Genomic DNA, 24,030 nt, shown 5'->3' with positions numbered 1-24,030 from the left:
CGGCGACACGCAGGCGCACCGGCTGGCTCCCGCTCGCCCTGGCTCAGCCGACGCGGAGCTCCTCGGGCTCGACCACCACATCGACGAGAGCCCCGTTGCGCCAGACGGTCATCTCCATCCGCCGCCCGATCGCTCCCGCCACCATGCGCCGCTGCAAGGCGGTGGGGTCGGCGATCGCGACGCCGTCCAGTGACAGCACGATGTCGCCGGCGCGCGCGCCGGCCGCGGCCGCGGGGCTGTTCGGCGCGACGGAGACCACCTGCATCCCGACCCTCGCTCCTGCTTTGACCGCCACGTCGGGGCCGAGCGGCACGGTCGCACCGGCGATGCCCAGCCAGGCGCGTCGCACGCGCCCGGTCCTGCGCAGGGCGTCGATGATCTCGCGGGTCGTGGCATTGATGGGCACGGCGAGCCCCAGGCCGATGCCGGCGACCGCCGTGTTCACGCCGATCATCCGGCCGGAGCTGTCCGCGAGGACACCGCCGCTGTTGCCGGGGTTGAGCGCGGCATCCGTCTGGATGACCTCGTCGATCACGCGTCCCGAGCGCGTCGGAAGCGATCGTCCGAGCGCCGACACGATGCCGGCCGTCACGCTGCCCGAGAAGCCTCGCGGGTTGCCGAGTGCGACCACCAGTTGACCGACTCCGAGGGCTGCGGCGTCCCCCATCCTCACGGGCGGAGGCGTCGGTCCGTCGGCGTGCAGCACGGCCAGGTCCGAGAGCGGGTCGGCGCCGACGACGGATGCCGCCGCCACGGTGCCGTCGGGGAACGCGACTTCGACGCCGACCGCGCCCTCGACCACATGAGCGCTGGTGAGGAGGTGTCCCTCGTCGGTGATGACCGAGGCGCTCCCCGCGCCCATCCCCTGACGGGTGCGCACGCTCACGGCTGCGACCGAGGGCAGCACGGTCTGCGCGACGCGCATCACCGTCGATGAGTAGGCGTCGAACGCCTCGCTGTCGTCCATGCGACAAGTGTCGACCCGTGACGGATGCCGCGGCCCGCGTTCGCCGACGGCGGAAGGCGCCCCACCCGCGGCGGGCGACGGGGCGGCGAGTATCGGCGGTCAGGCGGCCGACGAGTCCCACCAGTCGAGCACGCGGGTGCCCATCAGGGTGAGCCAGCGCGACGGCTCCCCCTCGCCGGCGTCGACGTCGAACCAGGTCCGCCCGGGTAGGGGCGTCGTCTGGAGCCACGTGCCGTCCCGCTGTCGGGCAGCGCGCACCACCTCGATCGCCTCCGCCAGCCGGGGGTCGGGCGGCGTGCCTTCGAGCAGCGCGACGTCGCGGAAGTGGTCGAGGGCAGCCAGCGCGCTGTAGCGGTGCCGGTTGGGATACACGAAGCGGGTCACGAAGTCGCCCACCGGCTCACCGGTCGACGCGCGGAACATCAACCGCCGCGACAGCAGGTACTCCTCCCCGCCGTGGCGCGCCTCGCGCAGGCTCGTGTCGCTCGTGATCCGCTCGTACGCGAGCATGCCCCGCACCGCGTTCAGCGTCGAGTGGAACGACGAGCGGACGGAGTCGCCCTCTTCGGCCTCGCAATTCCACCCGCCGTCGGCGAGGCGATGCTCGGGGAACCACGCCGCGAGCTTGGACACATCGGCGCCGAGCCAGGCGCCGGTGGCGAGCGTGTATGAGTTGATGCAGACGTCGACCTCGCCGCCCCAGTACGGCAGGTCCTCGTACTCCCACCGGCTGTTCGTCGCGAGCCTCGCAGCGGTCCCCTCGAGCACGGCGGCATCCACGCCCCACTCCCGGAGGTCTTTGAGCACCCACGTCGTCGCGACCCACGGCTGACCCGGCGCCTCCGACTCGGCGCTGCCGAAGAATCCCGACGGGAAGAAGGCGCCGCCGGCCCATTGGCCGTCGGCGTCCTGCTCGGCGAGGAGCCGGGCGCCGAAGCCCTCGGTCGCGACCCGGGCGCGCGTGGCCTCCCAGACATCGGGCGGGGCGCCGGCGAGGTCACGCTCGACCTGCCAGCGCAGCGCGGGGTCGGCGTCGAGCAGCCAGTCGAGCACGGGTCGCGGCGTGGACATGAGGGCAGGGTACCGACGACCGCCGACGCGGCACAGGGCCGCGGCATCCGTCCGTCCGGATACTGTGAGGATCGTTGCCGGGTCGCCCGCCGGCGAGGGAGGATGGCCCGATGCCCATCGTCGACAACGGCGTGTACGTCGCCGGACAACGGATCAAGAATCCGACGAGTCTGGCCGAGACCTTCGAGTACACGCGCGCCCAGCACGGAATGGCCTGGATCGGGCTGTTCCGCCCCACCCCCGAGGAGATCGCCCAGGTCGCCGACGAGTTCTCGCTGCACGCGCTGGCCGTCGAGGACGCCCTGACGGGTCACCAGCGGTCGAAGCTGGAGCGGTACGGCGACATCCTCTTCATCGTGCTGCGGCCCGCCCGGTACATCGACGAAACCGAGACCGTCGAGTTCGGCGAGCTGCACGTGTTCGTCGGCCCCGACTTCATCGTGACCATCCGCCACGCCGAGTCGCCCGATCTGAGCCGGGTGCGCCACCGCATGGAGGGCGACCCGAAGCTGCTCGCCCTCGGGCCGGAGGCCGTGCTCTACGCCATCCTCGACGAGGTGGTGGACGAGTATTGGCCGGTGATCGAGGGCGTCGAGAACGACATCGACGAAATCGAGGACGCGCTGTTCGAGAACGGCGGGGTCACGCTCTCCAAGCGCATCTACGACCTGTCGCGCGAGGTCATCACCCTGCAGCGCGCGGTCGCGCCGCTCGCGGAGATGCTCGACGCCCTCCAGCGCGGGGCGCCGAAGTACGAGGTCGACCTCGAGTTGCAGCGGTCGCTGCGCGACGTGCACGACCACGCGCTGCGGATCATCGACAAGGCCGCCGCGTTCCGCTCGATCCTCGAGAACGCCCTCACCGTCAACGCGACGATCGTCACGCAGCGCCAGACCGACACCGCGCTGCAGCAGAACGAACAGGTGAAGAAGATCTCCGGCTGGGCCGCGATCCTCTTCGGTCCCACACTCGTCGGCACGATCTACGGCATGAACTTCGTGTACATGCCCGAACTGGAATGGCCGCTCGGCTACCCCATGGCACTCGCGCTCATGGCGGCGACCAGCGTCACCCTCTACTGGGTGTTCCGCAAACGCCACTGGCTCTAACCGCGACGGAGCGCAGGTCCGGCCTCGCAGGGATGGGGACGGGACGGGCCGACCGGAGCCGGCCCGCCCGTCCCGCCAAGGAGTCTCGCGCGGCGGATCAGCCCCCGGTCGCGTTCTCGTACGCGCGGATGGCCGCTGCCTGCGCATCGGCGAGCGCCTCTTCCGGCGTCTTGTCGCCGAGGAGCGCCGCCGTGACGGCATTGTTCAGTTCGTTCTGGATGTCCTGGCCGGCCGGTGACGAGCCGAACGACTGTCCGTAGTCCAGCACGTCGTAGTACGTCGCGATGGTCTGGTCGAACCCGGCGTTGCCGCTCTCGACGACGTACTGCTCGCGGATCGACTGGTCCGGACCGGGCGAGCCGGTGAACAGGCCGGTGTTGATGCCGCCGTCATCCTCGCGCGTCGCGGCGCGAGCCTCGCCGGCCGCGTTCCACGCATCCTCGCTGGTCAGGTCGATCATCCACGCGCACGCTGCGGTGGGGTTCTTCGAACCCACCGGGATGACGAACGCCGAACCGCCGGCGACCGAGAAGGGGTTGCCCTCGCTGTCCTTGAACGGCACGGCCTCGATCTGGAGCTGGTCGACATACGGCGACAGCACGTTCGGGTACCACTGGGCGTCGACCTGCGCACCCACCTGGTCCTTGACGAACTGGTTCTCCTCGCCGAACGTGTCGAACGAGTCCGTGAAGCTCTTCACCGAGGCGTAGCCGCCCTGCGCGTCGTTGATCTGCTTGAGGATGTCGATGCCGGCGACGTTGCTCGGGTCGTCCAGCGTCGGTTTGCCGTCTTCATCGGTGAGCTGCCCGCCCATGCCGAGGATCCACAGCGGCGCCTGACCGGTCGAGACCGGGTCGAAGCCCAGTCGCGACGGGACGCCGCCGGATTCCTGGTACATCTTGCTGATCGCGCCCAGGAGTGCGTCAGGGTTGGAGGTGTCGATCTCCTCGTTGGTGACGCCCGCCTGGTCCATCACGCGCTTGTTCAGGATGATCGCCGGCGGCTGGTAGAACTGCGGCACCGCCCAGATCTCGTCGTCGTAGCGCACGTCGTCGACGACGAACGGGTACCAGTAGTCGTCGGGCGTGACGTCGTGCGCGCTGAAGCAGTCGTCCAGCGGCATGATCAGGTCCTGCGCGGCGTACTGGGTCACGTACCGCCGATCCATCTGCACGACGTCGGGCACGTCGCCGCTCGCGATGCGCGTGGTGAACTTCTGCGCGTCGAAGGCGGTCGCGTCGAGTTCGACGTCGACGTCGCTCAGCTGCTCCTCCGCATGGTCCAGCCTCGACTGACCGACGTCGTCGGCGTTCTCGAACCCCCATGCGGTGAGAGACCCGCTCGGCTCGGCGTCGAAGTCGACGTCGCCGCCCGTGCCCCCGCCACCGTTTCCGCCCCCGCCGCACCCGGTGAGGAGGACAGCGGATGCCGCCAGAGCGGCGATCCCGATCATGCGCGTGCGCATCTGTTTCCCTTTCGATCGGGGCGGCTCCGTCGCCGCCTCGCCGTGGGCGGGTCCGATGTGGGAGCCTCCACACGGACCCTTCTTGCCCACGCGCCGCGACGACGGCACTGCCCGCGTATTCATTGGTTTGTGATGTGTGCGTTCTGGAATCGATGCCGGCCGCGGCGCGGCATCCGTCTCATCCCTTCCTGCCCTGCGTCGCCACGCCCTCGATGAAGTAGCGCTGGCCGAACGCGAAGATGATGAGCATCGGCAGCGTGACGAGGAACGACGCGACCATGACGTACTGGTAGTCGCCCTGGCCGCCGGCGGTCGGGCTGTATTTCGTCATGGCGTAGGCGATGCCCAGCGGCGCGGTGAATTCGTCGACCGAGCCGGCATTGAGGTAGATCAGCGCGGCCTGCAGGTTGTTCCAGCTGGCCTGGAACTCGAAGAGGAACACGATGATGAACGACGGGATCGACAGCGGCATCGCGATGCGCCAGAACAGGCCCCAATAGCTGGCGCCGTCCAGGCGCGCCGCCTCGAAGAGCTCTTTGGGCAGACCGAGGAAGAACTGGCGCTGCAGGAAGATGTAGAACGCCGAGCCGAACAGGTTCATCCCCCACAGCGGCACCCACGTGCCCAGGAATCCCGTCTGCTTCCAGATGAGGTAGATCGGGATCATCGTGACGGCGCCGGGCAGCATCATCGTGGCGAGCACGAGTCCGAACAGCAGACCGCGACCCGGGAACTTGAAGTACGCGAGTCCGAACGCGACGACCGAGCTCGAGATCGCCACCGTTCCCGCTGCCAGCAGCGCGATGACGACGCTGTTCCACAGCCAGCTGAGCAGGGGCAGCTGGTTCCACACCTGGACGTAGTTCTCGGGCATCCACGTCTTCGGGATGAGCGCGTTGTCGAAGACCTCGCCGCGCGGCTTCAGGCTCGCCGACAGCAGCCACAGGAACGGGTACAGGAACAGCAGCCCGAACCCGACGAGGACGATCGTCAGGACGATCCGGCCCACGAGCGTCTTGGGACGCGCGAAAGAGCGGCGCCAGCCGGAGCGCTTCGGCATGGCGACTGCGACGGTCGCCGCCTCGGGCACGGGCCGCGCGACGCCCGGGGTCTGCAGCGACGCCGACATCAGCGGTCTCCCTCGTAGTACACGAAGCGGTTTCCGAACTTCACCTGGATGACGGTGATGATCATGATGATGACGAACAGCAGCCACGCCATCGCCGCCGCGAAGCCGAAGTTGAATTGCCGGAAGGCCTGCTGGAAGAGATAGATGGCATAGAAGAGGGATGCCTCGGGCGAGGCGTTGCTCTGATCCCGCCAGAACAGCAGGAAGGCCTGGTCGAACACCTGGAACGCCGCGATCGACAAGACGATGACGTTGAAGAACATCGCGCCGGAGATCATCGGCAGCGTGATCGAGAAGAACTTGCGCACCGCGCCCGCGCCGTCGAGCGACGCGACCTCGTAGAGCTCCTGCGGAACGTTCTTGAGAGCGGCGAGGAAGATGACCATGGTGCCGGCCACCGTCCACAGCGTCATGAGGACGATGCTCGGCTTCACCCACGCCGGGTCGACCAGCCACTGGGGACCCTCGATCCCGAAGATCCGCAGGAACTGGTTGATCACGCCGCTGTTGCCGTTGAGCATCAGGAAGAAGACGGCGGCCGTGGCGACGGCGGGCGTCATCTTGGGCAGGTAGTAGAGCGTGCGCCAGAAGCCCGCCGCGCGTGCGGCGCGGTTGAGGAGCAAGGCCAGGGTGAGGGCGAACATGATCTCCAGGGGCACCGCCATCACGACGTAGAAGAGCGTGTTGGCGAGCGAGACCCCCACGCGCGGGTCCTCGAAGAGGTTGGCGTAGTTATGGAAGCCGACCGGCTTCGCCGTGTTCGTGGCGAGGTTATAGTTGCTGAACGAGATGTACAGGCTGTAGACCATCGCGCCGGCCGTGAAGACGAGGAAGCCGATGATCCACGGCGAGATGAACAGGTAGCCCGCGAGCGTCTCACGCTTGTCGTAGTGCACCTTGGCCTTGCGCGGGCGTTCTTCGCGGCGCCGGCGCCCAGCGCGGGCTCGATCCTCCCGCCCGTCCGATGCCTCCTTCAGCGCTTCGACGACGGCATCGTTCTGCGGTGTCGTGATGCTCATCGCGGATCCTCGTGCAGCGAATCGTCTCGGCGGATCGTGTACGTCATGTCGTTCTCCACATCGACGGGTGGCATCGTCACCACACGCGAGGGACCGTCCGTCCGGGCGTCCGCCCCTCGCACCGCTCTCCCCACCCCATGGTCTGCGGCGGGTCCGCATCCGACGCGCGAGTGGCAGGACGCCCGGCCTCGGGTGCGGTCACGCGGCGATGGTAGACACGCCGCGACGACGCGATCACGGGGCTTGCGCGAGAGCGGTGTCGTGTGCTTGTCCGCCCGCGATCGTGCTCAGTCGCCCCCTCGCGATAGGTTGTGTCACGGCAGTGGACCATGGCTCTCTGCCGCCCTCCCCCTGGCCCGGTGGCATGCCGCTCACGAAAGACACCGCCCTCGATGACGATGGACCAGCAGTTGCCCGACGAGCTGTCGGACTTCGCTGATCTCCTGCGCGATGAGCAGCAGTTCCCGGCTCGCGGCAGCGGAGTCGACCCGCAGGTCCGGCGCGCACGTCGACGCCGGGGGTGGGTCATCACCGCCATCGTGTTCGCTCTGCTGTTCGGCACCGTCGGCGGTTACCTGGGCTGGGCGCTGACCGCGCCCGTCGCCGCTCCCGCCACGGTCTCGCGCGCCCCGGCGGCGCCTGTACCGGCGGCGGCATCTCTCGCACTCCCGGCGACCGGCGCGTCGGCGATCAGCGTGGCGGGCGGCGACCCGTACCTGGGTCCGACGGCGAGCGGTATCTGGGCGACGAGCGGGACCGACGAGCCGCGCGCCATCGCCAGCATCACCAAACTCATCACCGCGCTGGTCGTCCTCGACGCGAAGCCGCTCGCCGATGCGGCGGACCCCGGGCCGACGATCACGTTCGACAAGGCCGATCACGACCTCTACGACAAGTACTACGTGATGGGCGCGACGATCGCCGCCATGCCGACGGGCAGCACCATGTCGCTTCGCGACGCCCTGGCCACGATGCTCGTCCCGTCGGCGAGCAACTACGCCGAGGCCGTGTCGACCTGGGCGTTCGGCTCGCAGCGAGCGTTCGTGTCGGCGACCAGGAGATGGCTCGCCGCCCACGGCCTCGCCGGCACGACGATCGTCGAGCCGACGGGCATCAGCGCCTCCAACACGAGCACGCCGAGCGACCTCATCGCTCTGGGCAGGCTCGCCGCCGCAAATCCCGCGATCGCGCAGATCGTCGCGACCCCGGCGCTGTCGCTGCCCGGTCCCGGCGGGATGTCCAACACGAACTCGCTTCTCGGAGTCGACGGGATCACGGGACTGAAGACCGGCAACCTGGGCGACAACAGCTACAACCTGCTGTACACCGCGACGCTGGACGTGGGCGCGGCGGAACCGCTGAGCGTGATCGGAGTGGCGCTGGGCGGCGCGACCCGCCAGTCGGTGAACGCCGACGTCGTCCGCACGCTCGACAGCATCCGCGCCGGCTTCCAGCAGGTGCCGCTGGTCGCGCGAGGCCTCGAAGTGGGCTCGTACTCGACGCCGTGGGGATCCACAGCCCGCGTGATCGTCGCCGACGACGCTTCGATCTTCACGTGGTCCGACACCCCGATCACGGTCGCGATGGACACGGTGACGCCGAAGACCTACGAGGACGGCGAGTTGGTCGGCAGCATCACGTGGACGGCCGGGCCGAACACGACGAGCGTGGCGCTCGAGATCGACGGCAGCATCATCCCGCCCACCGAATGGTGGCGATTGACCCACCCGTCGGAGCTCGGCACGGAGTAGCCGTGGCCACGCCGAGAAGACGACCATCGGATGACGCCACCGCGGTGGCCGCGGCACCCAGATGCCCGTCCGTGAGGGCGTCGGTGGTCCTCCCGCTGCCCTCGCCGGCGGCTTCGCGGGCGGACGGACGGTCAGTTCGCGCCGCGACCGGTCTCGGCCTACTGGAGCAGTTCGAGTTCGTCGTCGTCGGCGGGGCAGCTGATCCCGGGGTGTGCTTCGTGTGACCTGCGACCGCGACACGCGTCGTTGAGGGGTCGCGACGCGTTGACCAGCTCGAAAGTTAGTATATTTGTTCTTGTGCGCAAAGGCATTCTTCGATAGAATATCGTATAGAGATTCGATGGATGAGAGAGGCTCCGGCAACGGAGCGGTGGGATGGCGCGGCGTGAGCCGCGGGATGTCGACAGGGCGCAGGACGCGTCGGGATCTCTCGCCTTTTGTCCCCCTCTCGTCTGCGAGTCCCCGATGTCTGCCACGCACGCGTTCGACGCCCCCGGTGATCCCGGTCATCCGGCGGACGACGCGCTGCCGGCGGGAGGGGCGAGCGGCATACGGCTGGTGGCCGGGTTCGAGGCCGGTCGGCGAGAACGCGCCGCCGCTGACGCTGCGGAGATACGACTGCTCGCCGACGCTGCCGCATCGGTGCGTGCGCCCGTCGGCGCGAGCCCGGAGCAGGTGCGACGGGCCGAGCTGAGTCGACGCGCGCTCACCGCAGACCTTGCCACGTCGACCCGCGTGTCGGAATGGACGATCACCCGGCTGCTGTCCGACTCCGCGGACCTCTGCACACGGTTCGCGCCCGGGGTGGAAGCGCTGGCCGTCGGCGAGATCTCGCGGCAGCAGCTGGCTGTGATCCACGACATCGGCGATCCCATCACCGACGATGCGGCCCGCTTCGAGTTTCTCGCCCTCGCGCTGGATCGCGCCACCACCCTCACGCCGGCTCGGCTCGCTTCGGTGCTCAAGGTGATCGCCGAACGCTTCCTGGACCGCACCCTCGAGGAACGCCACGAAGCGGCGGCCGCCAGGCGGGACGTGGGCGTGGTCGACCAGCCCGACGGTCTGGCGACCCTCATACTCACCCACGAGGCCACCCTCATCCACGGCATCCATGACCGCCTCACTGCGCAGGCCCGCTCCGTCGTCGCCGCGCGAGAGCCCGCCGACCCGGTACGCCATGAGGGCGCAGCCGGTCCCGGCGACGGTGGCGGCGACCGCGACCACCGGGCGAGCATCGACACGCGCACCATGGATCAGCTGCGTGCGGACATCGCCACCGACCTGCTCCTCACCACCGGACCGCAGGACTGCGTCGCCGGCGACGGGCTCGACGCGATCCGCGCTACCGTGCAGGTCACCGTGCCCGTGCTCGCCATGACCGGCGTCTCCAGCGAGCCCTGCGTCCTCGCGGGCTACGGACCCATCGATCCCGATACGGCACGTAGGCTGGCCGCCGGGGCTACCGGCTGGGAACGCGTGATGACCTCCCCGGTCACCGGAGCGGTCCTCGCCGTCGACCGCTATCGGCCTGGCAAGCGATTGGACCGATTCCTCGCGGCCCGCGACGAGCGCTGCCGTTTCCCCGGCTGCCGCATGCCGGTCTGGCGATCCGATATCGACCACACCATCGACGCCGCCCACGGCGGCTCCACCAGCCACCGCAACCTCGCTCATCTCTGCCGTCGGCACCACACCCTGAAGCACCACAGCGCGTGGACCGTGGCGCAGACCAGCCCCGGCGTGCTGGTCTGGACCAGCCCGACGGGCCGCGCACACACCGACAAGCCCGAACCCGTCGTCCGCTTCGTGATCGACGACGAGGTCCAACGGCGACGACAGATCATGCGCGAGCGTTGGCTGTTCACCGACGGAGCCCCACCCGGTGTCCCCGGCGGCCCGCCCTTCTGACCAGGTCGCCCGCCCCTCTCACCCGGTCGCCCGCCCCTCTCTGACCGGGTCGCCCGCCCACGCCAGTTCTTCCGGGCCCGCTGCGCCCCGCAGGCTGTCGGTGCATTGCAGCTGCTTCCCGAACGGCGCGCCCTCTCACGGCGTTGCGCTCCGAGCCATCGCGAAGCGGTGCAGCCAAGATCATGGAGTGAGTGGCGCAGGTCACAGCGGAGTGAATGGCACAGGGGACGGCGGCGTGAGCGGCGGACAGAACGGCGGAGCGACAGATCGGACTCGAGCGGCATACGACGAGGTGGCGGCCAGCTATGCCGCCATGATCCCCGACACGCGGTACGAGGCCGCCGTCGATCTGGCGATGGTGAAGCACTTCGTCGATGCGATCGCCGCGCGTCCGGCCGCTGTGCTCGATGCCGGCTGCGGTACGGGGCGCATGATCAGCTACCTGACCAGCCTCGACTCCGAACTCGACATCGCCGGCAGCGATCTGTCTCCGGCGATGCTCGACCAGGCGCGGGGAGTCCACCCGGAGCTCGAACTCGTGCAGGGCGACAACGCCGCCCTTCCTTTCGCGGACGCCCGGTTCGACGGCGTGCTCGCGTGGTACTCGACCATCCACACTCCGCCGCACCAGCTCGGTGAGGTGTTCGGCGAGTTCCATCGTGTGCTTCGGTCGAGCGGAGTGCTGCTGCTGGGGTTCCAGGCCGGCACCGGCGACCGTCGACTCGACAGGCCGTACGGCCACGACGTGGACCTGACGGCGTACCTTCACCACACGCCGTACGTCAGAGACGCCCTCGCAACAGCGGGCTTCTCGACAGTCGCGGTGCTCGATCGCGGTCCACGCGGCGTCGAGAAGCACGCGCAGGGATTCGTGCTCGCCAGCAGGGCCTGACCTTCGGAGACGGCGCCGGCGGTGGAGCGCGAGCTGTACGTCTCATCATGATCACGAACCAGCCGACCGGCCGGGCCGAGTTCGCCCGGCATGTGCTGGATCAGCTCTTCGACGAGGCCTGAGCGGTTCGACATGCCCGCCACGCCCGTCGTGACCGCGGAGCCGCCCCGATGTGACGGTCGCGCTGCCGGCTGCACCGCGACGGCCGGCAGCGCGAGTCACACCGTCAGCAGCACCTTCGTGGCGCGGCGCTCGTCCATCGCGCGATAGCCTTCGGCAGCCTCATCGAGCGGCAGCGTCAGATCGAAGACCTTGCCCGGATCGATCTTGCGGTCCCAGATGAGCTGGATCAGCTCCGGCAGGAACCGGCGCACCGGGGCGGGCCCGCCGTGCAGGTGCACACCGGAGAAGAACAGCTCGAGGCCGTCGAGCGACACGTCGTGCGAGACGCCGACGTAGCCGACGTGGCCGCCGGCCCGCGTCGCGCGGATCGCCTGCATCATCGACTCCTGCGTCCCGACGGCCTCGATCACGCTGTGGGCGCCGTAGCCGCCGGTGAGCTCCTTGATCCGCGCGACACCCGCGTCCCCGCGCTCCTCGACGATGTCGGTCGCGCCGAACTCGCGGGCGAGCGCCTGCCGGTCGGCGTGGCGGCTCATCGCGATGATCCGCTCGGCGCCCAGCTCCCGCGCGGCGAGGATGCCGAGCAGACCCACCGCGCCGTCGCCGACGACCGCGACGGTCTTGCCCGGGCCGGCTTCGGCGGCGACCGCCGCGAACCAGCCGGTGCCCAGGACGTCGGATGCCGCCAGCAGCGACGGGATCAGCTCCGGGTCGGGCGCGCCCGGCGTGGCGACGAGGGTCCCATCGGCCATGGGGATGAGCGCGTACTCGGCCTGCGTGCCGATCGCTCCCATCGGGTACGCGTGGATGCATCGGGACTGGTAGCCCGCCTGGCAGATCTCGCAGGTGTTGTCGGACGCGAAGAACGATCCGACGACGAAGTCGCCGACCTTCACCTGCGACACCTTGTCGCCGATCTCGGTCACGACACCGACGTATTCGTGGCCCATCGGCGTGTGGTCGACCGCGTCGTCGCCGCGGTACGGCCAGAGGTCCGACCCGCAGATGCAGGAGGCGGCGAGACGGATGATGGCATCGGTCGGCCTCGTGATGGTCGGGTCGGCCCGCTCTTCGACCCGGACGTCGCCGGGGGCGTGCATGACGACTGCGCGCATGTGGATTCTCCTTGTAGTCGTGGTGAGGGATGTCGGTGGGGACGTAGTCGGGTTGAGGGACGTTCGAGTTTCAGACGGATGCCGCGACCGCTGCCTGCTCCGGCACCTGCTCCGTGTCGGAGCCGGCCCCGCGCCGGCGGGCGAGGGCGAAGAAGGCGACGGCCGAGAGTCCGACAGCGACGACCGTCACGAGGCCGAGCGGGAGGATGCTCGCGGCACCCGCCACACCGACCAGCGGAGCGGCGACCCCGCCGAAGCCGAAGCGCACCATGCCCAGCAGCGACGACGCCGTTCCGGCCATCTGCGGATAGCCTACGAGCGCGAGGGTCGTCGCGGGCGGAGAGCTGATCGCGACGCCGACCGAGAGCGCGAAGAGCGCGACGATCACGACCCAGAGCGGCATCGGAGTCAGCCCTGCGACGAGCAGCCCCGCCGCGCCGCCGCCGGCGACGATGACGCCCGCGACCAGCGTCCCGCGAACGCTCCAGCGCTCGGCGAGCCGGCCGGCGACGTAGCCGAACACCATGAACCCCGCCGAGTTCAGGCCGAACGCCAGCGCGTAGCCGAGGGGGCTCAGTCCGTAGATGTCCTGGAGCACGAACGTCGCTCCCGCCAGGTACGCGAACAGCGCCGCGTAGAGGAACCCCTGGTTGAGCACGGCACCCAGGAACGGGGCATCCGTCACCAGGGTCCGGTAGTCGCGCATCGTCTGGGCCCACCCGCCACGTGTGCGACGGGAGGCCGGCAGCGTCTCGGGAAAGGCGACCGCCGCGATCACAAGAATGCCGGCGCCGACGACGGCGAGCACGGCGAACAGCCCGCGCCAGTCGGTGACGGCGGTGAGCAGCCCGCCGAGGAGCGGCCCGATGACGGCGGCGAGACCACCGACGACGGTCAGTCGGCCGTAGAAGCGGATGAGCGCACCGCCGGAGTAGACGTCGCGACCCGCGGCCTGCGCGATGACGATGCCGACGCCGCCGGCGAGGCCCTGCACGAAGCGCGCGACGATCAGCATCTCGACGGTCGGGCTGGCGGCGCAGAGCGCCGACGTCGCGACGTACGCCGCGACGCCGACAAGCAGGATGCCGCGGCGGCCGAAGCGATCCGACAGCGGGCCGGCGAGCAGCTGGCCGGCGGCGAGTCCCACGAGGCATGCCGTGATGGTGAGCTGTGCGATCGAGGTCGACGCGTCGAGGTCGGCGGTGAGGGCCGGCAGGGCGGGCAGGTACAGGTCCATCGAGATCGGGCCGAACACCGTCAGCAGGAGCAGCAGCGTCGGCAGCAGCCGGGTGAGGGCAGGGCGCAGCGGGGCGGCGGAATCGGTCATGCATCGAGCCTCGCCCACGGGCGATGGCGGGGGGAGTTCCTGATGAGACGTGTATCGACAGGGCACCCTTCGCCGGCCGGAGTCGATCTAGCCTTCTCCTATGGACAATCGAGCCGAGGTCCGCGAGTTCCTGATGACGCGCCGCGCCCGCGTCACACCGGACGCTGCGGGCATCGCCGCCGGATCGGGTCGGCGGGTCGCCGGGCTCCGCCGTGGCGAGGTGGCCGTGCTGGCGGGGGTCAGCGTCGAGTACTACGCGAAGCTGGAGCGCGGCGCGATCGCCGGTGCGTCGGCGTCGGTGCTGGATGCCATCGCCCGCGCCCTGCAGCTCGACGACGCCGAGCACGCCCACCTGCTGGACCTGGCTCGCGCGGCGGACGGCATCCCGACCAGCGGTCGCCCCCGGCGGCGCGCCGCGCGGCCGGCGGCCGCCCGGCCGAGCCTGCAGTGGGCCCTCGCGTCGATCACCGACGGGGTCGCGTTCGTCCGCGATCCGCGTCAGAACCTCCTCGCCGTGAACGAGCTGGGCCGCGCGTTCTACTCCCCGGTCATCGGCGACAGCGGTCGGGTGCCGAACCTCGCCCGCTTCCAGTTCCTCGACCCGGCCGCCCGGGAGTTCTACCCCGACTGGGATCGGTTCGCCGAGATGTGCGTCGGGGTGATGCGCGCCGAGGCCGGCCGCGATCCGCACGATCCCGCCATGCAGGAACTGGTCGGCGAGCTGTCGACGCGCAGCGAGACCTTCCGCCGGCTGTGGGCGGCGCACGATGTGCGCACACATGGCGCGGGCACGAAGCGGTTCCATCACCCGGTCGTGGGCGAGCTCATCCTCGCGTACGAAGAGCTGGCGCTCACCGCCGAGCCCGGCAACGTCATGCTGATCTACACCGCCGAGCCCGGTTCGCCCTCCGCCGAGCGCCTCCGCCTGCTCGCCTCGTGGGCGGCGACCCACCGGCCCGACGAGGCGGCGAGCGCCGACCTGCTCGCGGCAGACGGCGCCTGAGGGGCCTGCCGCACGGTCCCGGTCGTGGAGCGAGCGAGGAACGAGCGCGACGATACCCGCCGCGCCCGGCGCTGCTCGCAGTCCCGAGCCGTTTCGTCTCGGTCGCTGGCGCTCCCTCGCTCAACGACCGGAGGTCAAGGTCCCGGTCGTTGAGCGAGCGAGGAACGAGCGAGACGAAACGCGCCGCGGCCAAGGTCCCGGTCGTTGAGCGAGCGAGGAACGAGCGAGACGAAACGCGCCCCGGCCAAGGTCCCGGTCGTTGAGCGAGCGAGGAACGAGCGAGACGAAACGCGCCGCACCCGGCGCTGCTCGCAGTCCCGAGCCGTTTCGTCTCGGTCGCTGGCGCTCCCTCGCTCATCGACCGGAGGTCAAGGTCCCGGTCGTTGAGCGAGCGAGGAACGAGCGAGACGAAACGCGCCGCGATCACTGCACGGGCGAGACGTCCCGCATCGCCTGCGCGAGCGCGGGGTTTCGACCGGCGAGGTGGTCCGTGATGTTCTCACGCACCTCCGCGGACTTGTTCTGGCTGAGCTTGGCGCGGGCGTCGAACCGCGTGACGCGCAGGCGCAGGCCGACGGTGCCCTTCGCGATGCGGCGCGTGCCGGCCTCGTCCTCGCCGAGGCTGCGCGCGTGCGGATGCCCCGCCTCGAAGTGGTCCGTCAGGCGCGAGAGCATGGCGTAGTTGGCCTCCTCGGTGAGGATCTCCGGCGTGCCGTACAGGTGCGCCGTGATGTGATTCCAGGTCGGGACGAGGTCGCCGGGGGCGTACCAGCTCGGCGAGACGTAGTCGTGCGGCCCCTGCACGATCACGAGCATCTCGTGGCTGCCGAGCTCGTGCAGCTCGTCGTCGGGCCGGCCGAAATGGCTGAGCAGGACGATGTCCTCGGCCTCCTCGTCGAGGAGCACCGGGTAGTGCGAGGCGACCAGCCCGTCTGCCGTGTGCGAGACGAACGTCGCCCACGGGTGACGGCGGATCAGCTCCTTGACCTGCTCGGGGTCGGTCATGAGATAGCGCGGCGTGTGTCGCATCAGCGTTCCTTTCGGATGAGTCGGGTGCGGACGGCGAGACCGGCGCAGGCGATGACGGCAAGCCCGCCGAGCAGCGTGGGCAGCCCGATGCGCTCGTGCAGGAAGAGGGCGGACCACAGGATGCCGAGCACGGGCTGGATGAGCTGCACCTGGCTGACCTGGGCGATCGGGCCGATCGCAAGCCCGCGGTACCAGGCGAAGAAGCCCAGGAACATGCTGACCGCCGCGAGGTAGGCGAACGCCGCCCACTCGACCGGCCCGGCAGCGGGCGGCTGCTGGACGACGGCGACGATCGTCGCGACCGTCATGAGCGGCGCGGCCAGCACGAGCGCCCACGACACCGTCTGCCACGCGCCGAGCTCGCGGGCGAGCAGCCCGCCCTCCGCGTATCCCATGGCGCAGAGCAGCACCGCGAAGAACAGCAGGAGATCGGCCTGGTGCAGCTGTCCGAGACCCCCGTTCTGCAGCGAGGCGAAGGCCATCGCCGCGACGGCGCCGAGGCTCGCGAACACCCAGAACGACACGGCCGGGCGCTCCTTGCCACGGAGCACCGCCATGACCGCGGTCGCGGCGGGAAGGAGGCCGATGACGACGACGGCATGGTTCGCCGGCACCGACAGCAGAGCGTACGAGGTGAGGAGCGGGAAGCCCACGACGACCCCGGCTGCCACGACGGCCACGCGCGCCCACTGCACGGCGTCGGGCCAGTGCTGACGGGTGAGCGAGAGCGCGACGGCCGCCAGCGCGGCGGCGACCACGGCGCGGCCGGCTCCGATGAACAGCGGCGACAGTCCGCCGACTGCGACGCGGGTGAACGGCAGCGTGAATGAGAACGCGACAATGCCGACGAGTCCCCATCCCAAACCCGCGAACCGGTGTAGCACCGGCGCAACGGACAGAGTAGCGCTACTATCTTGTGTCATGAGTCAGGATAGCACTACGCGCATCGCGGTCGGCATCCGCGCCTGGATCGCCACCGCGCCGCCCGGCGCGCGTCTCCCGTCCAACCGCGCGCTGGTCGCCGAGCACTCGGCGAGTCCGGTGACCGTGCAGAAGGCCATGCGGACGCTCATCGACGCCGGGCTCGTCGAGAGCCGGCCCGGCATCGGCACGTTCGTGCGAGCCGTGCGCGCGACGAGGCCGGCCGACTACGGCTGGCAGGCCGGGGCGCTGGGCGCGCCCCCGGCACGACTGTCGGCGCTGTCCTCGACCCAGCGGTCCGTCGCGCCCGACGCCATCGGACTGCACTCCGGGTATCCGGCATCCGATCTCCTGCCGGAGCGTGCGGTGCGCGCCGCGATCTCCCGCGCGGCGCGCTCCAGCGCCGCGATCACCCGTTCCCCGGTGACCGGCATGCCCGAGCTGCAGGAGTGGTTCGCTCACGAGCTGGCTGCCAGTGCTCCCTCGGGCGTCACCCCGCCCGCGGCACGGGACGTGCTGGTGATCTCGGGCAGCCAGAGCGGCCTGTCGTCCATCTTCCGCGCGGTCGTCGGGCCCGGGCAGCCGCTCCTCATCGAGTCGCCCACCTACTGGGGCGCCATGCTCGCGGCGGAGCAGGCCGGCGTCATCCTGGTCCCCGTTCCCTCCGGCCCCGACGGTCCCGATCCCGACGAGGTCGACCGGGCGCTGGAGCGCACCGGAGCCCGCGCGTTCTACGCGCAGCCGACGTTCGCCAATCCGATGGGCGGTCAGTGGACAGCTGAGGTCGCGGACGCCGTCCTCGAGGTCGTCCGCCGGCGAGGCGCGTTCCTCGTGGAGGACGACTGGGCGCATGATCTCGCGATCGACGCCGATCCCCGCCCCATCGCCGCACACGACGACGACGGCCACGTCATCTACCTGCGCTCGCTCACCAAGAGCGTGTCGCCGGCGCTGCGCGTGGCATCCGTCATCGCCCGTGGGCCGGCGCGCGAGCGCATCCTCACCGATCGCGCAGCCGAATCGATGTACGTCAGCGGACTGCTGCAGGCCGCAGCGCTCGACGTCGTCACGCAACCCGCGTGGCGCACCCACCTGAAGAGCCTGCGTCCTCAGCTGAGGGCGCGGCGCGACCTGCTGCGCGACAGCGTGCGCGAGCACGCCCCGACAGCGCATATCGAGACGACGCCGAAGGGCGGCCTCAACCTCTGGGCGCGACTGCCGGATGGCACGGATGCCGCGCTCGTCGTGCGCGAGGCCGAAGCGCGGGGGCTCATCATCGCCGCGGGAGACGAGTGGTTCCCCGCCGAGCCGTCGGGACCGTATGTGCGCCTGAACTACTCGAGCGACGATCCGGGACGATTCCCCGAGGCGGCGCGCATCCTCGGCGACGTGCTCGACGCTGTCGCAGGCTGATCCCCCCGCGCACCGCCCGTCGGATCGCCTCGCACCCGGCGTTGCTCGCCGGCCGGAGGCGTTTCGTCTCGGTCGCTGGCGCTCCCTCGCTCAACGACCGGAAGTCAAGGTCCCGGTCGTTGAGCGAGCGAGGAACGAGCGAGACGGAACGCGCCCCGAGCCTCCGCAGGGCCCCGGGGCGCGTTCCGTCGCTCTGGGCTACTTCGTCACGGCCACCTTGAGCGGGGCGCTCACCGTGGTGCCCGCCGCGTTGGTGAACTCCACCGTGTAGGTGTACGTGCCCTTCGCCTTGCCGGTGACCGGCAGCGTCGCGCGCTGCGCACCGGGCGAAGCGGCGGTCAGCGCACCGGCCCCGACCTCCACGCCGTTCTCGAGGAACCGGTACGACGTGGCGTTCGTGCCCCACCACAGGTCGGCGGTGACGGTGTACTTCCCATCGCCGTCCTTGTTGTCGGCCGACAGCACGGGCTTGGCCGGCGCGGCATCCGTCACCTTCACGGTGAGCGGCTGCGTCGCGGTGGTGCCCTTCGAGTTCACCAGCTGGCCGGTGAAGACGTAGGTGCCGTTCGGGAGGCCCTCGATGTCGACGACGGCACGCTGCGCGCCGGGCGACATCATGGTCAGCGGCACCTTGGCCACGAGCTCGCCATCGCGGTAGAGCTTGAACAGCGAGCCGTTCTCACCCCACCACAGGTTCATCGTGACCTGGAACGTCCCGTCCTTCAGGCCGGTGTCCCAGCCGTCGTTCGACGAGAGCACGCCCTTGGCCGGAGCCGTCTTCGCACCGTCGTTCGACGCGACCTCGGGAAGGGTGACGGATGCCGTGGCCACCGAGCGCTCGCCCTCGCCGAGGACGTTCACTCCCGCGATCTCGTACGCGTGGGTCGTGCCGAGCTCCAGCGCCTTGACGGTGCAGGTCGTGCCGCTCGTCTCGCACACCGGATCGGTGGCGCCGGCCTCGTAGACGCGATACCCGGTGAAGCCCGGTCCGGTGAGGGCCGAGGCATCCCACGAGACCTTGATGGAGGTGTCGCCAGCCAGGGCCGCGGTCGGGTTCTGCGGGGCGCCCGGAAGCGTCTGGTCGGCGACCGCGAGCCACGAGATGACCGGCTTCTCGCTGCCGGCACCCTCGTTGGTCACCAGGTACTCCACGGTGGCCGGGGCGGTCAGCGTGAAGGTGAGCGGAGCGGCGATCGGCGTGTTCGAGCCCGACAGCGGCACCGTGCCCTTGGCGAGCTCGGTTCCCCCGACCGACACCGTCTGGTACATCGCGCGGTTCACGCCCCACCACTCGGTGAATCCACCGGTGAGGGTGTACGTGCCCGCGTCGAGCGGCAGCCGGTAGACGAGCTTCGTGGTGTCCTGGTAGAGACCCGTCGAGTACTTGTCGTTGATGTCGGTGGTGCCCTTCGTCTTCATGCCGTCGGCGACGTAGCCCCACTGGTCGGCGGCCGTCGAGACCTGGTCGACCTTGTCGTTGCGCAGCGCCACCGAGCCGGCGACCGCCGTATACTGCGGCGATGCCGCACCGCTCGTTCCCGCGTCGATGTAGTACACCAGCGCCGGCGGAACGATCTCGAAGCCCGCGACGACAGCCTGGTCGGTGTCGGTCAGGCGACCGGTCACCGTGAGCTTCGCGTACTCGGTGCGCGGCTGTGCGGCGGATGCGGCATCCCACTCCACGGCCCGCTCGGTGCCCGCGACGACGACCGTCTCGGGCAGGTCGTCGTCGACGCCCAGAGCACGCTGCACCCCGAGGTCGCGCGGCAGACTCTGCACGTAGACCAGCGCCAGGCGGGCGTTGTAGCCGCTCGTGCCCGTCGTGCCGAACTCGAGATCCACCACGGCGTCGGCATCGATCGTGAGCGTCTGCGCGACCGGCGTGGCCGCGCCCGTCGACACGGCGGACTTGGTGGTCTCGGTGCCCGCCACCTTCACCTTGGAGTACACGTTGGTCGTGAGGCCCGCACGCGGCGCCTGCACGCCGACGATGTTGTACGAGCCCGCGGGCAGCGTGAGGTGATACGTGATCGGCTTGTTGAAGTCGGCACCGACGTACGACGAGCCCCAGTCCTGGGGGTTGCCGGCGGCCAGCGTCGTGGCCGCCGTGGAGTAGCCCCACGTCTCGCCGGTCGTCGTCCCGTCCCACTTCTGGTCGCTCGTGTCGTTGCGCAGCTCTGGGAAGGATGCCGCGGCCGCGGCGTAGGCCGATCCCTCCGGCGCACCCGACGAGCCGGAGTCGATGAAGTACTCGAGGTCGGCCGGGACGACGAGGACCGTGGCGCTGAAGCGCTGGTACACGCCGGACGAGAGCTTCTCGGTCGAACGACCCGTCGCAGCGAACGTGCCGAGCTCGGCCGTGGTCTTCGCGGCGGCGACGGAGCCGAGGCTCCAGGTGACCTTGGCGTCGACACCGGCGAGAGTCAGCTTGGCCGGCAGCGTGCGATCGGTCGAGGTGATCGACACCACGCCGAGGTTGATCACATCGGCGCTGACGTCCTTGGGCGTCAGGCCGTCGGCCGCCACCGTGAGCCGCGCGGCGAGCGCCGCGGCCCCCTCGGCGTCGAGGCCGTAGGCGTCGGCGTCGGCAACCGCGGAGGTCGCGTCGGCGAGCGCCGCCGCGAACACCGCCCATGTCTCGGCGCTGTACTCGCTCTCGTCCAGACCCTTCACCGAGTCGATCGCGGCGGCGAGCGCCGTGGTGTCCACCGCGGCGGAGTCCGCGGTGGCGGTGATCACGCCCACCGCGTCGACGTTGATCGAGGCGTCGTTCGCGGTCTTGATGACCACGGTGTGCGCAGCATCCTTCAGCCCTCGCAGGATGAACGTCGTCCGCTCACTGCCTGCGGCGAAGGTCGGTGCGGCCGCCACGATCGGGACGCCGTCCACGCTCACGTCGAGCGTGGTGGCGCCGCTGTTCGTGCCGATGATGTCGAGGCCGGTGCCGGTGAACGCGTACGTCATCGCCGCGCCCTTGGCCGTGCTCTTCGAGGCGGTGCGCTGCCACTCGAACATGCCCTGGCCGTTCGCGTGGCTCCAGCTCGCGTCGAAGGTCAGCACGGGCACGGATCGGTCCTCCCAGCTGGTCTGGTGCATGCCGTCGATGATCGTCGCGTAGTACGGCGTGTAGCCGGGCACGGTCTCGATCTTCAGGTTGTCGAACTGCACGAAGTTGAAGCTCGAGCCGAGCTGGATACGGCCGGCGGCCTGCGGCGCGGCATCCGTGTACGTCGCCACCTGCACGCCGTTGACGTAGGCGGTGTACACGGATCCGGCGACCTTCACCGCGATGTTGTTCCACACGCCCGCGCCGGTCTTGAAGCCGGCGGCCGGCGTGCTCGCCACGGTGCCCGTCGAGAGCGTCGCGCCGAAGCGCATGAAGGTCCAGGCGCCGGTCGGGTCGATCTTCAGCTCCGCGACGGAGACGCTCTGTCCATTGGCCGTGCCGCCCTGCTCGCGCGCGCCGATGGTCGCGTACTGCGAGCCGGTCGCCTCGAACAGCACGTCCGACGAGACCGTGTAGTTCGTCCACCGCGCGTCGCCGATCGTGGTCTTCGGGTCACCGGCGTTCCATGCTCCGCCGGCCATGCCCGGGCCGACCTGCTGACGCAGCACGCGGTCGTGCGCCGAGTCGGCGGTCGCGACCGATTCGAACGCGCCGTTGGTGTCGTTGGTGTAGCGGGGCGTCGCGCCGATGTCCTCGTTCTGCACCGCGGGCGTTCCTGCGGGCCTCGCCGCGGCGCCGCGACTGTCGAGGTACGACTGGCCGGAATCGATCAACTGACCGCTCTCCGGGTCGTAGCTCTTGATCGCGCCTTCTTCGCTGTAGTCGAAGTCGTCGGCGTAGATGAACGCGTCGTCGATCACGCCGTTGACGTTGCCGCTCGCGTCGGTGTCGAGCACATCACGGCCGCCGTCGGCATCCGTGTACTCCTTCGACGTGGGCAGCGCGCTGCCGTAGCCGTCCTTGGCGGTGAGGGCGCCGCCGGCGCCCGGGGTCGCGTGGTCCAGCGTCGTGACCGTGAGCGCCGACCACGGCTTGACCGTGACGGTGTACGCGCCGTCGGCGGCGGGCGTGAGCTCGCCGACCGGCTTGAGGTAGTTCGCGTCGTACGCCTGCCCAGCGTCGGCGGCCCGGGTCTCCCAGAGCTCGGCCGTCTGGTCGGCGCCGAGGTTCAGGTCCTTCGCGACGATGCGGTACGTCTTCGTGAAGGTGCTGTCGTTGATGATGACCGTCGAGAAGTCCGAGGCGTCGGGCGCCGCCAGCGTCGTGTACGACGCCCCGCCTGCACGCGCTCCGCTGGGCGGGTTGCCGGTGCCGAGCTCGCTCTTTGAGGCCTGCGGGATGGCCCGCCAGATGCCGGCCGTGTTGTCGGCGTTCTCCCACCCGAGCTTCGCGAACTGAGTGAACTGCTCGATGACCGCGAGGCCGCCGTCGTAGTACATCCAGCCCGACCACGGGTCGCGGGCGTTGACGAGCTCCTTCGACGAGTACTGGAACCCGTCGTAGAAGGATCCGATGGCGGGCTGGAAGATGTTCAGCGTCCGGCGCGAGGCGGCGAACCCGGTGGTCACCCAGTTGCCCATCTCGAGCGCGCTGTTGGTGCCGCCGAACTGGGTGCCGAAGCCGCCCTGCTCGTTGCTGACGTTGTTGTTGGGGCGGTCGGCCGAGCTGGAGAAGGTCGACTGGCCCTCCGAGTTCCAGACCTCCTTGTCGAGCTGCTCGGCGATCTTCTTCATGTTGCCGGCGCTGTCATCGGCGCTGGAGTAGTGGAATCCCACGACGTCGACGGCGTCGCGGAGCGAGGCGTCGGTGGCCGAGGTCATCGCGTTGCCGAACGACACCGGCGGCGTGCCGACGGTGTCGGCGGCGACGGTCTCGATCGCGTGGAAGAGGTTCTTCTCCTCCTCCGAGGCGAAGCCGTTGCTGGGGTCGGAGGCGTCGGCGCCCTGGTACCCCGCGGTGTCGGCCGCGACCCAGGCGGAGAAGTTCTTGTACAGCTGGATGTTGGGGGTGCTGGTCTCGTTCGTGTCGGGGTTGATCGAGTCGACCATGACGCCGTAGGCGCGGTAGGCGGCCAGCACGGTGTTCTTGAACCAGATGTACTGGTCGGCGTCGTTCTGCACCCACGCCGGGCGGTTCCACCGCAGGAGGCTCAGGTGGACGTCGCCATGTGCGACGAGCTGCGCGTCGGCGGCGAGCTGGAAGCCTGGCTCGCGCTGCACGTTGGGGTATTCGTCGCGCGTGCGCATCGTCGACGCGTTGGGGCCCGTCGAGGTGTTGCGGTCGTTGCCCATCTCGATCTTGACGGTGTTCATGATCGGGTGGTCGCCCCCGAAGAGCGTCTCGATCAGCTCCCAGTACTTGTCGGGATGCTGCGACTTGTAGTCGAGGAGGAGCGCGCTGGTCGAGTTGGCCGACAGCACACCGAAGCCCTTGAACGTGAGACCGTTCTTGTTCAGTGCGGCCGCCGCGACGTCGGCGCCGGTGACGTTCACGACGACCGGGTCGGTCACCGCCGCCTGCGCCATGGTCGGCACGGCGAGCGGGGCCACGATCACCGCGGCGGTCACCGCCGCCGCCACCGCGATCCTCATCCTGCGCGTGGGCTTCTGAGCGTCCTTCGGACGAGGCGTCCCTGCCTGCGACATCGCAGTCTCCGTTTCCTGGGGCTGTGCACGTGCGCTCGCGAACCGGGGCCGGCTTCGACGCACGAAAGGGGCACGACCGCGTGCCCGCAGCGAGATCCTGCATCGGAAGAGGCGTACGCCGAAAGCCATTCGAACA

Annotated in this window: 16 protein-coding genes; 6 read left to right on the top strand and 10 right to left on the bottom strand. The window is 70.0% G+C overall.

The window, feature by feature from the left end; all coding sequences use genetic code 11:
- Positions 1-43: 43 nt before the first annotated feature.
- The gene (locus NCG93_RS07025; protein WP_194414656.1) at positions 44-967 is read right to left on the bottom strand and encodes a S1C family serine protease; all 924 of its coding nucleotides are present in this window, start codon (positions 965-967) and stop codon (positions 44-46) included.
- Between the two features lie 99 nt (positions 968-1,066).
- Positions 1,067-2,038, bottom strand: a complete 972-nt coding sequence (locus NCG93_RS07020; RefSeq protein ID WP_194414657.1) for a squalene cyclase — start codon at positions 2,036-2,038, stop codon at positions 1,067-1,069.
- Positions 2,039-2,148: 110 nt separating this feature from the next.
- Here NCG93_RS07020 and corA point away from each other — a divergent pair, with 110 nt between their 5' ends.
- Positions 2,149-3,147, top strand: a complete 999-nt coding sequence (gene corA / locus NCG93_RS07015; protein WP_194414658.1) for a magnesium/cobalt transporter CorA — start codon at positions 2,149-2,151, stop codon at positions 3,145-3,147.
- A gap of 97 nt (positions 3,148-3,244) precedes the next feature.
- Here the strand turns inward: corA and NCG93_RS07010 are convergent, their stop codons facing one another.
- From NCG93_RS07010 to NCG93_RS07000, 3 genes are all read right to left on the bottom strand, one after another.
- The gene (locus NCG93_RS07010) at positions 3,245-4,612 is read right to left on the bottom strand and encodes an ABC transporter substrate-binding protein (RefSeq protein WP_194414659.1); all 1,368 of its coding nucleotides are present in this window, start codon (positions 4,610-4,612) and stop codon (positions 3,245-3,247) included.
- Positions 4,613-4,790: 178 nt separating this feature from the next.
- Positions 4,791-5,741, bottom strand: coding sequence for a carbohydrate ABC transporter permease (locus tag NCG93_RS07005; protein WP_194414660.1), 951 nt, complete (start codon positions 5,739-5,741; stop codon positions 4,791-4,793).
- A complete protein-coding gene (locus tag NCG93_RS07000; RefSeq protein WP_194414661.1) occupies positions 5,741-6,760 on the bottom strand; it encodes a carbohydrate ABC transporter permease in 1,020 nt (339 codons plus the stop codon). The genes NCG93_RS07005 and NCG93_RS07000 overlap by 1 nt, the downstream gene beginning before the upstream one ends.
- Before the next feature lie 392 nt (positions 6,761-7,152).
- On the opposite strand from NCG93_RS07000, the gene NCG93_RS06995 reads away from it, so the two are divergent.
- From NCG93_RS06995 to NCG93_RS06985, 3 genes are all read left to right on the top strand, one after another.
- Positions 7,153-8,511, top strand: a complete 1,359-nt coding sequence (locus NCG93_RS06995; protein WP_194414662.1) for a D-alanyl-D-alanine carboxypeptidase family protein — start codon at positions 7,153-7,155, stop codon at positions 8,509-8,511.
- A 465-nt stretch (positions 8,512-8,976) separates the two neighbouring features.
- Positions 8,977-10,419, top strand: coding sequence for an HNH endonuclease signature motif containing protein (locus NCG93_RS06990; protein WP_194414663.1), 1,443 nt, complete (start codon positions 8,977-8,979; stop codon positions 10,417-10,419).
- Between the two features lie 235 nt (positions 10,420-10,654).
- Entirely contained in the window at positions 10,655-11,311 is a 657-nt protein-coding gene (locus NCG93_RS06985) for a class I SAM-dependent DNA methyltransferase (protein WP_194414664.1), read from the top strand.
- Positions 11,312-11,529: 218 nt separating this feature from the next.
- Here the strand turns inward: NCG93_RS06985 and NCG93_RS06980 are convergent, their stop codons facing one another.
- Together NCG93_RS06980 and NCG93_RS06975 are read right to left on the bottom strand one after the other, a co-directional pair.
- Complete coding sequence (locus NCG93_RS06980) at positions 11,530-12,549, bottom strand: zinc-dependent alcohol dehydrogenase family protein (protein WP_194414665.1); 1,020 nt, start codon at positions 12,547-12,549, stop codon at positions 11,530-11,532.
- Between the two features lie 70 nt (positions 12,550-12,619).
- Positions 12,620-13,876 carry a multidrug effflux MFS transporter gene (locus NCG93_RS06975; RefSeq protein ID WP_194414666.1) on the bottom strand — a complete coding sequence of 419 codons (1,257 nt, stop codon included), beginning with the start codon at positions 13,874-13,876 and terminating at the stop codon, positions 12,620-12,622.
- Between the two features lie 100 nt (positions 13,877-13,976).
- Here NCG93_RS06975 and NCG93_RS06970 point away from each other — a divergent pair, with 100 nt between their 5' ends.
- On the top strand, positions 13,977-14,879 hold the full coding sequence (locus tag NCG93_RS06970; RefSeq protein WP_194414667.1) for a helix-turn-helix transcriptional regulator: 903 nt from the start codon (positions 13,977-13,979) through the stop codon (positions 14,877-14,879).
- A 423-nt stretch (positions 14,880-15,302) separates the two neighbouring features.
- Here the strand turns inward: NCG93_RS06970 and NCG93_RS06965 are convergent, their stop codons facing one another.
- Both NCG93_RS06965 and NCG93_RS06960 read right to left on the bottom strand, forming a co-directional pair.
- A complete protein-coding gene (locus NCG93_RS06965; RefSeq protein ID WP_194414668.1) occupies positions 15,303-15,908 on the bottom strand; it encodes an FMN-binding negative transcriptional regulator in 606 nt (201 codons plus the stop codon).
- Positions 15,908-16,831: a DMT family transporter gene (locus tag NCG93_RS06960; RefSeq protein ID WP_194414669.1), complete on the bottom strand. Its 924-nt coding sequence runs from the start codon at positions 16,829-16,831 to the stop codon at positions 15,908-15,910. Before NCG93_RS06960 ends, NCG93_RS06965 begins: the two co-directional genes overlap by 1 nt.
- Between NCG93_RS06960 and NCG93_RS06955 the strand changes: the two genes are divergently transcribed.
- Positions 16,830-18,242, top strand: a complete 1,413-nt coding sequence (locus NCG93_RS06955) for an aminotransferase-like domain-containing protein (protein ID WP_194414670.1) — start codon at positions 16,830-16,832, stop codon at positions 18,240-18,242. The two genes, NCG93_RS06960 and NCG93_RS06955, sit on opposite strands and share 2 nt — an antisense overlap.
- Before the next feature lie 198 nt (positions 18,243-18,440).
- On the opposite strand, the gene NCG93_RS06950 is transcribed toward NCG93_RS06955, so the two are convergent.
- Entirely contained in the window at positions 18,441-23,894 is a 5,454-nt protein-coding gene (locus NCG93_RS06950) for a 3-keto-alpha-glucoside-1,2-lyase-like domain-containing protein (protein ID WP_194414671.1), read from the bottom strand.
- Between the last annotated feature and the right edge of the window lie 136 nt (positions 23,895-24,030).

It is taken from the genome of Microbacterium yannicii, assembly GCF_024055635.1.
GTDB lineage: Bacteria > Actinomycetota > Actinomycetes > Actinomycetales > Microbacteriaceae > Microbacterium > Microbacterium yannicii.
Note: the sequence above shows the minus strand (reverse complement) of the source record. Positions and strands in the feature narration are given on the sequence as shown.